Raw genomic sequence first — 13,670 nt, forward strand, 5'->3', positions numbered from 1 at the left:
CTCAGGCCCTGATAGCCGCTTGATATAAACCGTCCAACATTATGGGGTCAGTTCACGCGGGGGCCGGTCTTTTCGAGGTGACGTTACTCTACGGGCTGCGGACGGGTAGGTCCGGCAGCGGCTTTGTGCGTGGCGCTATGACCGCCAGCAGAACCTTTACCGTCAAAATCAAAGTTCGGGCGAACCCACTCGCTTTGACGAGGCGCTTCAGGTACGTAGTCTGGCGCTGGGGCGCGGGTCATCGGCGCCGTGGCGTGACGATTGGCGACCTTAACGACCGGCGCAGCCGTGACAACAGGTTGAGTCGCAACGACCGGCTCCGCCGCTGGTGCAGGTTCAACCACCGGTTCGGAAACAACAGGCGCTTCCTCAACAACCACCGCAGTCTCTTCAACCGCAACAGGTTCAGCGACCGCAGCTTCCGGTTCGACAGCCTCTTGCGCAACGACGTCAACGGCTTCTGCGACAACTTCTTCGGCCACGGCTTCATCGGCTTCGGCAATCAGCTGCGGCTGTTCATCAACCGGGGCGGCGATAGCCTCCGGATGCGTGGTTTCTACGACCGGAACTTCAGGTTCGTTAATCACCGCCACAGGCTCGGTAGTAGCCACTGGCTCGACTGCGCTTTCTGCGGCGACAGCCGGGGCAATGACGTCAGAGACAGCCGGCTCAGCGGCAGCCACTGGTGCGACGACGGGCTCAGCCGCAGTGGTTGAGAACTCCTGAACCTGCACGTCTTCCTGCTGCTGGTCCTGAGGGCGAACGACCGGGTAGCGGATCCACACTTTACCAGACGCCATTTCCGGCGATGCGCAGGCTACGGTCAGCGGCATCGGGGATTGCGTCGGGTAACGCTCATCACGGTAGCGACGACGGCGCTGGCCGCTGACGCGCAGGTGACGAGGGGAACGACGTGAACGACGCGGCATACCGTTGGATTCGCGGGCTTCACCGTTCTCATCATGTTCCGCAGCGGTTTCAACAACCGCCGGCAGGTCGACTTTCGCCAGTTCAGTGCGCGGCGCTGCGGCTTCCGGCTGGACGACCGGCGCTTCGGCGACCTGAGGCGCGGCTACCGGCTCGACAACCTGTTCAGCGGCGGCGGATTCAATACGCACCTTCTGCGCCAGCTGGCGAGGTTTACGACGCGGCATCGTCTGCACGCGCTCTTCCTGCTCGCTCTCCTGAACAACCGGCTCTTCGCGGGTTTGCGCTTTGGCTTCCTGCTGAACCTGACGTTTATCATCGTTACGACGGCGATTACGTTCGCGGCGCGGCTGCTGCTCGTCGCGCGCTTTGCCTTTTTCGCTATCTTCGACCGTTGTCTGGCGGATTTCGCGCGGCTCAGCGTTCTGCTGCTGCTTCTCACGACGGTTGCGGCGGTTTTCTTCACGAGACTCGCGGCCTTCGCTGTTCTCGGCACGACTATCGCGGTTCTCGCGGCTATCGCGATTATCCCGGTTGTCGCGGCGGTCATTGCGATCGCGGCGGTTGTTGGAGCGCGGTTTACGACGATCCTGCTGACGCTCGGATTTCTCTTCCGCTTTTTTCTCAACCTGAACTTCTGCCGGTTTAGTCTCTTCCTCGCTGGAGAACATATTTTTCAGCGCGCTGAAGAAGCGGGCAACCAGGCCAGGCTGCGCCGGCGCTGCCGCTTTCGGTGCGGATGCGGCAGGCGCAACGGTAGCCGCGGCTCTGGCCGGCTCTTCCTGGGCCGGAGCCGGAGGCGCGTCAGGCATGACAAAAGCAGCCAGCGCCGGTTGTTCCGGGAGTTTACGCTCGGCCGGCTCTTCATCAGAAGGCATGGCCATCTCTTCTTCGTGCAGTTTCGGCAGCAGATAGCTCAGCGTGGAGGTCTCTTCGCCCTTACGCACGCGCAGAACAGAGTAGTGCGGTGTTTCCATCTGGTCGTTTGGCACGATAATAACGCGCACATCGGCCTGACGGGTTTCAATCGCGCTTACCGCGGCACGTTTTTCGTTCAGCAGGTAAGAGGCAATCGGCACCGGTACGATAGCGTGAACTTCTTTGGTGTTCTCTTTCAGCGCTTCTTCTTCGATCAAACGCAGAATAGAAAGCGACAGCGATTCGTTATCGCGCACGGTACCCGTTCCGCTACAGCGCGGGCAGACGTGATGGCTGGACTCCCCGAGCGACGGGCTCAGGCGCTGACGCGACATCTCCAGCAGTCCAAAGCGGGAAATATGGCTGATCTGGATGCGCGCTCTGTCCTGACGGACGGCTTCGCGCAGGCGGTTTTCTACCGCACGCTGGTGGCGAACCGGGGTCATATCGATGAAGTCGATAACGATCAGGCCGCCAAGGTCGCGCAGACGCAGCTGACGAGCGATTTCATCGGCTGCTTCAAGGTTGGTATTAAACGCCGTTTCTTCGATGTCGCCGCCGCGGGTGGCGCGTGCGGAGTTGATATCGATAGCGGTCAGCGCTTCGGTGCTGTCGATAACGATAGAACCGCCGGAAGGCAGACGCACTTCACGCTGGAAAGCGGACTCAATCTGCGATTCGATTTGATAGTGGCTGAACAGCGGGATTTCCCCGGTGTACAGTTTGATTTTGCTGCTGAAATCCGGACGACCCAGCGCCGCAATGTGCTGGCGAGCCAGCTCAAGCACCTTCGGGTTGTCGATAAGGATTTCGCCGATATCCTGACGCAGATAGTCGCGGAAAGCGCGCACGATGACGTTGCTTTCCTGATGGATCAGGAACGGAGCAGGGCGGCTGTCTGCGGCTTTCTGGATGGCTTCCCAGTGCTTCAGGCGGAAGCTTAAGTCCCACTGCAGCGCTTCGGCGGATTTGCCGACGCCAGCGGTGCGGACGATAAGTCCCATGCCGTCCGGCAGCTCAAGGCTGGCCAGCGCTTCTTTGAGTTCGGTGCGATCGTCACCCTCGATGCGGCGTGAAATACCGCCAGCGCGTGGGTTATTCGGCATCAGCACCAGATAGCTACCCGCCAGGCTGATAAAGGTGGTCAGCGCGGCGCCTTTATTGCCACGCTCTTCTTTATCGATCTGGACAATCACTTCCTGGCCTTCACGCAGCACGTCCTTGATGTTTGGACGACCGTGAGAATTGTAGTTGGCAGGGAAGTATTCGCGGGCAATTTCTTTGAGAGGGAGGAAACCATGACGCTCGGCACCATAATCAACAAATGCGGCTTCGAGGCTAGGTTCAATACGAGTGATTTTGCCTTTGTAGATGTTCGCTTTTTTCTGTTCGTGCCCGGGGCTTTCGATATCCAGGTCGTACAGGCGCTGCCCATCAACAAGGGCGACGCGCAACTCTTCCTGCTGAGTTGCGTTGATTAACATTCTTTTCATCGTAACTTACTCATTATTCTTACATTGACGACTAAGCTACGGGCAGAGTAACGCCTTACCGGGGAAAACCGATGGCCTCGTGTCTGTTTCACGTCGCCAACCTCACGGCTGTCGCGCGCTTAAGAGGCGCAGAGTGTCGGTCGCCTGTATTTCAAACGGAAACACAGCGCACTTATCAGGGGAACTGCCTGGGATGTATCACCAGAGAAGATTCCATTTATACCCATCGTTTTTCATGCAGCAGGCGTGGCGGCTTAACCTGCTCATCTTAATCATTTGATCCAGATGAGCGCCGGGATATCCCAGTGTGAACGCCTTCCTGCGACGTGAAATCCATAGAGCCTGTACCGGTAAGGACTGCAACCCGCAGCCCGCTAACTGTCTGAAAGATCAATACGTCTTACGCCATTGCTGCGTTGATGATCGGTCAGACAAAATTGATCATTCCGCTAATTTCTTGTTCTAACAAGTTTCAGCACGGAATACTGCATCATTATTCCATTGCTAAGCTCGTTATAGCAAGTTGACTTTCACCTTTTATCACCCGGTTACTCACAGTTTTTTCACCCGCGTATACAGATTGTTCTAATAACAAACAAAACGATGATGAAGCGTACTGTGAAATCCGGATGATGATAAATATAAGCATATAAAAATGAGTGGCGCTAATGCGTCGGGCTATTTAGAATCGCGCACCATGAAAACTGAGATCCCAAGCGTAAAAATGGTTGCCATTGCTGATGATGAAGCCGGGCAACGTATCGACAACTTTTTGCGTACGCAGCTGAAGGGCGTACCGAAGAGCATGATTTATCGCATCTTGCGTAAAGGCGAGGTGCGGGTTAACAAAAAGCGCGTGAAGCCGGAATATAAACTGGAAGCCGGCGACGAAGTGCGCATCCCGCCGGTTCGCGTCTCTGAGAAAGAAGAAGAGGCGGTCTCTCCACACCTACAAAAAGTGGCCGCGCTGGCCGATGTGATTTTATATGAAGACGATCATATCCTGGTGCTTAACAAGCCTTCCGGAACGGCGGTACACGGCGGCAGCGGATTGAGCTTTGGCGTAATTGAAGGTCTGCGCGCGCTGCGTCCGGAAGCGCGTTTCCTGGAGCTGGTGCATCGCCTGGATCGCGACACCTCCGGCGTGCTGCTGGTCGCCAAAAAGCGCTCCGCGCTGCGTTCCCTGCACGAGCAGCTGCGCGACAAAGGAATGCAGAAGGATTACCTGGCGCTGGTGCGCGGGCAGTGGCAGTCGCATACTAAAGTGGTGCAGGCACCGCTGCTGAAAAATATTCTGCAGAGTGGTGAGCGCATTGTGCGGGTTAACCAGGAGGGGAAACCGTCGGAGACGCGCTTTAAAGTTGAAGAGCGTTATACCCATGCGACGCTGGTGCGCTGCAGCCCGGTGACCGGTCGTACGCATCAAATCCGCGTGCATACGCAATACGCCGGCCACCCTATTGCTTTTGACGACCGCTACGGCGACCGTGAATTTGATAAGCAGCTGGCGGGCACCGGCCTTAACCGGCTGTTTCTGCATGCGGCGGCGCTGAAGTTTACCCATCCGGGTAGCGGGGAGATTATGCGCATTGAAGCCCCCTTAGATAATCAGCTTAAGCGCTGCCTGCAGGTCTTGCGTAACGCGAAATAACCGCGCTCAGGCTCAGGGTTTGAGCCACCTGGCAAGCCAGGGGAAAACTTCTTCCTGCTGTTGTTGATTAAAAACGTGGCCCACTTCCGGCCACGTTTTTGTTTCCAGCTTATCCTGCGCGTTTTGCGACGCCCACACTTTATGTACTTTTGCGAAGGCCTCGTTAACGGCTTCCGCCGGGAAGAGCTTATCTTGTCCGCCGCTGTAAATAAGCATCGGTTTTGGCGCGGCAATGCTGGCGATATCGGGAATATCGAGGCGTCCGGATAAGCCAGGGTGAAGCATATAAAACGCCGACTGGCCGCGCAAAACGTTGTTGCCAGGCTGCATCAGGCCGTTCCAGGTTCCAAACCAGGATATAACCGCAGTCGCGGCGACTTTGTCAGACAGGGCTGCCAGCTGCCAGGCGCGAAAACCGCCCATTGAGAAACCCACGACCCCAATGCGTTGACTATCAACCGTTTTTAAAGTGCTGAGGAAATCGACGGTACGCAGATCTTCATAGGCGACTTCACCAGCCAGCGAGCGCCCCAGGTTAAAGTAGTTGCTGGCGAGGGCCTGCTGCTGCTCGTAGACCATCGGCCCTCGGTCCCCCCAACCCGGGCTATCAATGGCGATGACGACATAGCCGCGCTGCGCCAGTTCATCGCCGATAAACCGACCGCTGAAAAATTTATCCGCCCACGCCTCAGCGCTGGCCAGCCGTGCAGCGTCGTTCCACGGACGGATTAGCTTCTCCTTACCGATATCAAACTTTGAGCCATGGTCGTGCAGCAGAACAATTGCCGGGTGAGGGCCGGGGGAATTTGGCGTCAACATCAGCGCGGCAATCCTGTTATCGTCGGTTACGTTGAAGGCCAGCTTCTCGGCGGTATACGCGCCTCGATTTTCTCTCATCAGCGTTTGCGGCGCGAAGGGGAGTGTCGACGCCGGGGTTAGCAGAGACTGCCGAAGCAGCGTACGGGCCTGCTGTCGCCATTGCTCAAAATCACGGTAGTGGCCAGAGAGCCACGAGTCCGGGTAGGTCATCTGCGCTTTCAACTGCTGCCAGGAGGCGGGGAGATTGCCCTCTACGATGCCCTGGCGCTGCCAGTCATGGGCATTAACGCCGGCGGCGGCCAGCAGGGTGAGGGTCAAAAGCGTAGCGCGGGTTGGCATAGTGGCTCCATTTAAAAATAAAACAACGTTTCATAATGGATTCTAATGGCGCGGGTAAAATAAACTGTGACAGGCGATGCATTAATTAAGTTGGGGTAAACCTGCTCTGCTCCGTTGGGCAGCGGGTAAAACGCGTTGTAAAGTGGCGGCACGCGGCCTCAGGAAGAGACCGCGTGGGATCGGGAGGCCTTTATCATGTTTACGTGAGCAGGGGATTCAACGCTTCCCGGCGCAGCATCTGGCACAGGGCAATGAGCGGCAAACCGACCAGCGCGTTGGGATCGCGCCCCTCAAGCCGTTCGAATAGCGTGATGCCTAAACCTTCGCTTTTAAAGCTTCCGGCGCACTGCAGCGGGTTTTCCTTGCGGATATAGCTCTCAATTTCCTGGTCGCTTAAACGGCGGAAATGAACGTCGAAAGGTTCGCATTCCGTTTGTAGATGACCGTTGGCGGAATTGTACAGCGCCAGGCCGGTATAGAACGTGACGATGGTGCCGCTGGCCTTTCTCAGCTGGCGATGGGCGTTTTCTTCCGTATGCGGTTTGCCGGTAATTTCACCGTCCAGGACACAAACCTGATCGGAGCCTATAATGAGGTGCTGTGGGTAGCGTGCGGCAAGGGCCTGCGCCTTTGCCTGCGCCAGACGCATCACCAGCTGGCGGGCAGGTTCGCCGGGCAGCGGGGTTTCATCAACGTTCGGCGCAGCGCATTCAAAAGGCACCGACAGTTTTTCCAGCAGCATTCGCCGCCACGGCGAGGTTGACGCGAGGATTAGTTCAGACATATTTTTTCATCCACATATAGCGCTTCGCAGAGCATCATTTTAAACTATGCGCCGCAATGTGTGCGAATAAATGGCAAAAGGCAACCTGAGGCTGCCTTTTTCTTTGACTCTATGACGTTACAAAGTTAATATGCGCGCCCTATGCAAAAGGTAAAATTACCCCTGACTCTCGATCCGGTTCGCACGGCTCAAAAACGCTTAGATTACCAAGGTATCTATACCCGTGATCAGGCTGTGCGTGTCGCTGATTCTGTTGTCAGCGTGGACAGCGATGTGGAATGCAGCATGTCGTTCGCTATCGATAACCAGCGTCTTGCCGTTTTAAGCGGCGATGCGACGGTGTCGGTAACCCTCGAATGTCAGCGTTGCGGGAAACCGTTCCCCCATCATGTTCACACAACGTATTGTTTCAGCCCCGTCAGAAATGACGAACAGGCCGAAGCACTGCCGGAAGCGTATGAGCCGATTGAGGTTAACGAATTCGGTGAAATCGATCTGCTGGCGCTGGTTGAAGATGAAATCATCCTCGCCTTGCCCGTAGTTCCGGTGCATGATTCTGAACACTGTGAAGTGTCCGACGCGGACATGGTCTTTGGTGAACTGCCTGAAGAGGCACAAAAACCAAATCCATTTGCCGTATTAGCCAGCTTAAAGCATAAGTAATTGAGGAGTAAGGTCCATGGCCGTACAACAGAATAAACCAACCCGTTCCAAACGTGGCATGCGTCGTTCCCATGACGCGCTGACCGCAGTCACCAGCCTGTCTGTAGACAAAGCTTCTGGTGAAAAACACCTGCGTCACCACATCACTGCCGACGGTTTCTACCGCGGTCGCAAGGTTATCGCTAAGTAATCACGCATTACTCCATGGATTTCGCGTTGCAAGAAGACGCAAGCGAGAGAAGCACCAGGAGCATAGCTCACTATGTGACTGGTGTGAACGAGCGTAGTCAACGCACTTGCCGCGTGAAAGACGAAGAGTAAAAGCGTGATGAAGCTTAGTGAGGATCTCCCCGGGTAACTGGGGAATAACCGAACCGAGCAGCGACGATACCTTGACACGTCTAACCCTGGCGTTAGATGTCATGGGCGGGGATTTTGGCCCTTCCGTGACAGTGCCTGCAGCATTGCAGGCACTGAACTCTAATTCACAACTCACACTTCTTTTAGTCGGCGATCCCGACACTATCGCGCCATTACTTGCCAAAGCTGATTTTGAACAACGTTCACGTCTGCAGGTTATCCCTGCGCAGTCAGTTATTGCCAGTGATGCTCGACCCGCGCAAGCGATTCGCGCCAGTCGCGGTAGCTCAATGCGCATTGCGCTTGAGTTAGTGAAAGAAGGGCGGGCGGAGGCCTGCGTCAGTGCGGGTAATACCGGAGCGCTGATGGGGCTGGCGAAGCTGCTGCTTAAGCCCATTGAGGGGATTGAGCGCCCTGCGCTGGTTACTATGTTGCCGCATCAGCTGAAGGGCAAAACGGTGGTGCTGGATTTAGGCGCTAACGTGGATTGCGATAGCACAATGCTGGTGCAGTTTGCCATCATGGGGGCGGTTCTTGCCGAAGAAGCGATCGGTATTAAGGATCCCCGCGTTGCGCTTCTGAATATCGGCGAAGAAGAGATGAAAGGTCTCAGCAGCATTCGCGACGCGGCGGCGGTTTTGAAGACCCTGCCAACCCTCAACTATATTGGGTATCTGGAAGCCAACGAATTGTTGACGGGCAAGACGGATGTTTTGGTTTGTGATGGATTCACGGGCAACGTCACATTAAAAACGATGGAAGGTGTTGTCAGAATGTTCCTTTCACTGTTGAAATCACAGGGAGAGGGGAAAAAAAGGTCGTGGTGGCTGCTTTTATTAAAGCGTTGGTTACAAAAAAGCCTGTCGAGGCGATTCAGTCACCTCAACCCCGACCAGTATAATGGTGCCTGTCTGTTAGGATTACGCGGTTCCGTGATTAAAAGTCATGGGGCTGCCAATCAGCGCGCTTTTTGCGTCGCGATAGAGCAGGCAGTGCAGGCTGTGCAGCGGCAGGTTCCTCAGCGAATTGCCGCTCGCCTGGAATCTTTATACCCTGCAGGTTTCGAATTGCCTGAAGGCGGCAGAAGCGGAAATTCCAGGCCTCAAACCCGGATGACCGGCAACGACTGACGCCTCGCAGTTTGAGTTAACCCGGTATATTACCCAAGAGTGACTGAGCGTACATGTATACGAAGATTATTGGTACCGGCAGCTATCTGCCTGAGCACGTGCGTACGAACGCTGAACTGGAAAATATGGTCGATACGTCTGACGAGTGGATTGTTACTCGTACCGGTATCCGCGAGCGTCGTATTGCCGCACCGAATGAAACAGTTGCTACGATGGGCCTTGAAGCCGCTAAGAATGCGCTGGACATGGCGGGCGTCAAGCCGGAGCAAATTGGTCTGATTATTGTTGCGACCACCTCCGGTACCCATGCGTTTCCTAGCTCGGCTTGCCAGATTCAATCAATGTTGGGTATTAAAGGCTGCCCGGCGTTTGACGTCGCTGCGGCCTGCGCGGGGTTCACCTACGCGCTCAGCGTTGCCGATCAATACGTGAAAAACGGTGCGGTGGATTACGCGCTGGTGATCGGCGCTGACGTGCTGGCGCGCACCTGCGATCCTGCCGATCGCGGAACCATTATTATTTTTGGCGATGGCGCCGGTGCCGTGGTGCTGGGCGCTTCTGAAGAGCCGGGCATCATCTCCACCCATCTGCACGCGGATGGCAGTTACGGCGAGCTGCTGACGCTGCCGAACGCCGATCGCGTCGAACCGGAAAACCCCATCTATCTGACGATGGCGGGTAATGAAGTCTTTAAGGTGGCGGTAACCGAGCTGGCGCACATCGTGGACGAGACTTTAGCTGCGAACAACCTCGAGCGCTCTGCGCTTGACTGGCTGGTGCCGCATCAGGCCAACCTGCGTATTATCAGCGCCACGGCGAAGAAGCTGGGCATGTCGATGGACAACGTGGTCGTCACGCTCGACAGACACGGCAATACGTCGGCGGCATCTGTTCCCTGTGCGCTGGATGAAGCCGTTCGCGATGGCCGCATTCAACGTGGTCAGCTTATTCTGCTGGAAGCCTTCGGTGGTGGTTTCACCTGGGGTTCCGCGCTGGTTCGTTTTTAGGATAAGGATTTAAACATGACGCAATTTGCTTTTGTGTTCCCGGGACAGGGCTCTCAGAGTGTCGGGATGCTGTCAGACATGGCGGCCGCTTACCCGGTCATTGAAGAGACGTTCCGTGAAGCCTCTGCGGCGTTGGGTTACGATCTGTGGGCGCTTGCACAGCAGGGCCCGGCGGAAGAGTTGAACAAAACCTGGCAGACGCAGCCGGCTCTGCTGACCGCCTCCGTAGCGCTGTATCGCGTCTGGCAGCAGCAGGGCGGTAAAGCGCCCGCTTTGCTGGCGGGCCACAGCCTCGGCGAATACTCTGCGCTGGTATGCGCAGGCGTTATTGATTTTGCTGATGCCGTCCGCCTGGTTGAGATGCGCGGCAGGTTTATGCAGGAAGCGGTACCGGAAGGTACCGGTGCGATGTCCGCGATCATCGGGCTTGACGACGCTGCGATTGCCAAAGCCTGCGAAGAATCTGCTGAAGGGCAGGTGGTTTCTCCGGTAAACTTTAACTCGCCAGGACAGGTGGTTATTGCGGGTAACAAAGAGGCCGTAGAGCGCGCGGGAGCCGCCTGTAAGGCTGCGGGTGCGAAACGTGCCCTGCCGCTGCCGGTCAGCGTACCGTCCCACTGCGCGCTGATGAAGCCGGCGGCGGAAAAACTGGCGGTTGAGCTGCAGAAAATCACCTTTAACGCGCCGACGATTGCGGTGGTAAACAACGTCGACGTGAAAAGTGAAACGGCGCCTGATGCTATCCGTGATGCCCTGGTTCGCCAGCTGTATAGTCCGGTTCAGTGGACCAAAACCGTTGAATTTATGGCATCACAGGGCGTAGAGCATCTGTATGAAGTTGGTCCGGGTAAAGTCCTCACCGGTCTGACTAAACGTATTGTTGACACCCTGACCGCTTCCGCGCTTAACGAGCCGGCGGCGATGTCTGCGGCGCTTGAGCAATAAAAGAGGAAAACCATGAGTTTTGAAGGAAAAATCGCGCTGGTTACCGGTGCAAGTCGCGGGATTGGCCGCGCAATCGCTGAAACGCTCGTTGCCCGTGGCGCGAAAGTTATCGGTACTGCGACCAGCGAGAGCGGCGCGCAGGCGATCAGCGATTATTTAGGTGCTAACGGTAAAGGTCTGCTGCTGAATGTGACCGATCCTGCATCTATCGAATCTGTTCTGGGAAATATTCGCGCAGAATTTGGTGAAGTTGATATCCTGGTGAACAATGCCGGGATTACTCGTGATAACCTGTTAATGCGCATGAAAGATGATGAGTGGAACGATATTATCGAAACCAACCTGTCATCTGTTTTCCGTCTGTCAAAAGCGGTAATGCGCGCTATGATGAAAAAGCGTCATGGACGTATTATCACTATCGGTTCTGTGGTTGGTACCATGGGAAATGCGGGTCAGGCCAACTACGCTGCGGCGAAAGCGGGTCTGATTGGCTTCAGTAAATCACTGGCTCGCGAAGTTGCGTCCCGCGGTATTACTGTAAACGTTGTTGCTCCGGGCTTTATTGAAACGGACATGACGCGTGCGCTGACCGATGAGCAGCGTGCGGGTACGCTGGCGGCAGTTCCTGCGGGGCGCTTAGGCTCTCCAAATGAAATCGCCAGCGCGGTGGCATTTTTAGCCTCTGACGAAGCGAGTTACATCACCGGTGAAACTCTGCACGTCAACGGCGGAATGTATATGGTCTGACCGAGATTTGTGCAAAACGCTCAGGAACCGCGCAGTCTGTGCGGTTCACCGTAATGTTTTGTACAAAATGATTTGCGTTATGAGGGCAAACAGCCGCAAAATAGCGTAAAATCGTGGTAAGACCTGCCGGGATTTAGTTGCAAATTTTTCAACATTTTATACACTACGAAAACCATCGCGAAAGCGAGTTTTGATAGGAAATTTAAGAGTATGAGCACTATCGAAGAACGCGTTAAGAAAATTATCGGCGAACAGCTGGGCGTTAAGCAGGAAGAAGTTACCAACAATGCTTCCTTCGTTGAAGACCTGGGCGCTGATTCTCTTGACACCGTTGAGCTGGTAATGGCTCTGGAAGAAGAGTTTGATACTGAGATTCCGGACGAAGAAGCTGAGAAAATCACTACTGTTCAGGCTGCCATTGATTACATCAACGGCCACCAGGCGTAAGTGAACATCTCCAGGCGGTCATTCGACCGCCTGAGTTTTATCTATATTTTGTCCCACAAGAATCTATTTTCCCTCCCTGGAGGACAACCGTGTCTAAGCGTCGTGTAGTTGTGACCGGACTGGGCATGTTGTCTCCTGTCGGCAATACCGTAGAGTCTACCTGGAAAGCTCTCCTTGCCGGTCAGAGTGGCATCAGCCTGATCGACCATTTCGATACTAGCGCCTATGCAACGAAATTTGCTGGCTTAGTAAAGGATTTTAACTGTGATGACTTCATCTCGCGCAAAGAACAGCGCAAGATGGACGCCTTCATTCAATATGGAATTGTCGCTGGCATTCAGGCCATGCAGGATTCTGGCCTTGAAGTGACGGAAGAGAATGCTACCCGCATCGGTGCCGCTATTGGTTCCGGTATTGGCGGGCTTGGCCTGATCGAAGAAAACCACAGTTCGCTGGTAAAAGGCGGACCGCGTAAGATCAGCCCGTTCTTTGTTCCTTCCACAATCGTTAACATGGTGGCCGGGCATCTGACCATCATGTTTGGTCTGCGTGGACCAAGCATTTCCATCGCAACCGCCTGCACGTCTGGCGTACACAACATTGGTCACGCCGCGCGCGTTATCGCCTATGGCGATGCTGACGCAATGGTCGCCGGTGGTGCGGAAAAAGCCAGTACCCCGCTGGGCGTAGGCGGCTTTGGTGCAGCGCGCGCGCTGTCCACGCGCAATGACAACCCGCAGGCGGCAAGCCGTCCATGGGATAAAGAGCGTGACGGTTTCGTGCTCGGCGACGGCGCCGGCATGGTCGTGCTGGAAGAGTATGAGCACGCGAAAAAACGCGGCGCGAAAATCTATGCGGAAATCGTCGGCTTTGGTATGAGCAGCGATGCCTACCATATGACTTCGCCACCGGAAGATGGTGCTGGAGCCGCGCTGGCGATGGTGAACGCCATTCGTGATGCTGGCATTGAAGCTAGCCAGATTGGCTACGTCAACGCCCACGGCACCTCTACGCCGGCAGGCGATAAAGCAGAAGCGCAGGCGGTGAAATCCGTCTTCGGTGACGCTGCCAGCCGCGTCATGGTCAGCTCGACTAAGTCAATGACCGGCCACCTGTTGGGCGCCGCGGGCGCAGTAGAGTCTATCTACTCCATCCTCGCGCTGCGCGATCGGGCGGTTCCGCCAACCATCAACCTGGATAACCCGGATGACGGTTGCGATCTGGACTTCATTCCGCACGAAGCGCGTCAGGTTAGCGATCTGGAGTATACCCTGTGTAACTCCTTCGGCTTCGGCGGCACTAACGGCTCGCTAATCTTTAAAAGGGTGTGATGCGCGCCTGACGCCACGTCTTTGCTGACGTCAATGCTCATCGAAAAACTGGCCCGCTCGTCGGGCCTTTTTTTATTCAGTTTTCTCCGCTTGTTCAATGTATCTCCTC

12 protein-coding genes are annotated in these 13,670 nt (G+C 55.6%); 9 read left to right on the forward strand and 3 right to left on the reverse strand.

Annotated features, from left to right (window positions below; genetic code table 11):
• Positions 1 to 83: 83 nt before the first annotated feature.
• The gene (gene rne / locus ABLU88_RS00005; protein ID WP_049103761.1) at positions 84 to 3,338 is read right to left on the reverse strand and encodes a ribonuclease E; all 3,255 of its coding nucleotides are present in this window, start codon (positions 3,336 to 3,338) and stop codon (positions 84 to 86) included.
• Between the two features lie 697 nt (positions 3,339 to 4,035).
• Here rne and rluC point away from each other — a divergent pair.
• On the forward strand, positions 4,036 to 4,989 hold the full coding sequence (gene rluC / locus ABLU88_RS00010) for a 23S rRNA pseudouridine(955/2504/2580) synthase RluC (protein ID WP_014228836.1): 954 nt from the start codon (positions 4,036 to 4,038) through the stop codon (positions 4,987 to 4,989).
• Positions 4,990 to 5,001: 12 nt separating this feature from the next.
• Here the strand turns inward: rluC and ABLU88_RS00015 are convergent, their stop codons facing one another.
• Together ABLU88_RS00015 and ABLU88_RS00020 are read right to left on the reverse strand one after the other, a co-directional pair.
• Positions 5,002 to 6,147 carry an alpha/beta fold hydrolase gene (locus tag ABLU88_RS00015; protein WP_048261578.1) on the reverse strand — a complete coding sequence of 382 codons (1,146 nt, stop codon included), beginning with the start codon at positions 6,145 to 6,147 and terminating at the stop codon, positions 5,002 to 5,004.
• A 199-nt stretch (positions 6,148 to 6,346) separates the two neighbouring features.
• The gene (locus ABLU88_RS00020; RefSeq protein WP_004849894.1) at positions 6,347 to 6,931 is read right to left on the reverse strand and encodes a nucleoside triphosphate pyrophosphatase; all 585 of its coding nucleotides are present in this window, start codon (positions 6,929 to 6,931) and stop codon (positions 6,347 to 6,349) included.
• 141 nt (positions 6,932 to 7,072) lie between these two features.
• Between ABLU88_RS00020 and yceD the strand changes: the two genes are divergently transcribed.
• The 8 genes from yceD (at position 7,073) to fabF (ending at position 13,561) form a co-directional block, all read left to right on the forward strand.
• Positions 7,073 to 7,594 carry a 23S rRNA accumulation protein YceD gene (gene yceD, locus ABLU88_RS00025; protein WP_004849895.1) on the forward strand — a complete coding sequence of 174 codons (522 nt, stop codon included), beginning with the start codon at positions 7,073 to 7,075 and terminating at the stop codon, positions 7,592 to 7,594.
• Positions 7,595 to 7,610: 16 nt separating this feature from the next.
• A complete protein-coding gene (gene rpmF, locus ABLU88_RS00030; protein ID WP_004101077.1) occupies positions 7,611 to 7,784 on the forward strand; it encodes a 50S ribosomal protein L32 in 174 nt (57 codons plus the stop codon).
• Between the two features lie 202 nt (positions 7,785 to 7,986).
• Positions 7,987 to 9,084: a phosphate acyltransferase PlsX gene (gene plsX / locus ABLU88_RS00035; protein ID WP_071846169.1), complete on the forward strand. Its 1,098-nt coding sequence runs from the start codon at positions 7,987 to 7,989 to the stop codon at positions 9,082 to 9,084.
• 53 nt (positions 9,085 to 9,137) lie between these two features.
• A complete protein-coding gene (locus ABLU88_RS00040; protein ID WP_004131395.1) occupies positions 9,138 to 10,091 on the forward strand; it encodes a beta-ketoacyl-ACP synthase III in 954 nt (317 codons plus the stop codon).
• Between the two features lie 15 nt (positions 10,092 to 10,106).
• Positions 10,107 to 11,036: an ACP S-malonyltransferase gene (gene fabD / locus ABLU88_RS00045; RefSeq protein WP_025106909.1), complete on the forward strand. Its 930-nt coding sequence runs from the start codon at positions 10,107 to 10,109 to the stop codon at positions 11,034 to 11,036.
• Positions 11,037 to 11,048: 12 nt separating this feature from the next.
• On the forward strand, positions 11,049 to 11,783 hold the full coding sequence (gene fabG, locus ABLU88_RS00050; protein WP_004131399.1) for a 3-oxoacyl-ACP reductase FabG: 735 nt from the start codon (positions 11,049 to 11,051) through the stop codon (positions 11,781 to 11,783).
• A 210-nt stretch (positions 11,784 to 11,993) separates the two neighbouring features.
• Entirely contained in the window at positions 11,994 to 12,230 is a 237-nt protein-coding gene (gene acpP / locus ABLU88_RS00055; RefSeq protein ID WP_000103754.1) for an acyl carrier protein, read from the forward strand.
• An 89-nt stretch (positions 12,231 to 12,319) separates the two neighbouring features.
• Positions 12,320 to 13,561 (forward strand): beta-ketoacyl-ACP synthase II, encoded by a 1,242-nt coding sequence (fabF, locus tag ABLU88_RS00060; RefSeq protein ID WP_103814013.1) that lies wholly within the window; start codon positions 12,320 to 12,322, stop codon positions 13,559 to 13,561.
• Positions 13,562 to 13,670: the final 109 nt, after the last annotated feature.

Source organism: Klebsiella sp. GW_Kp182 (assembly GCF_040062275.1).
Taxonomy (GTDB): domain Bacteria; phylum Pseudomonadota; class Gammaproteobacteria; order Enterobacterales; family Enterobacteriaceae; genus Klebsiella; species Klebsiella michiganensis.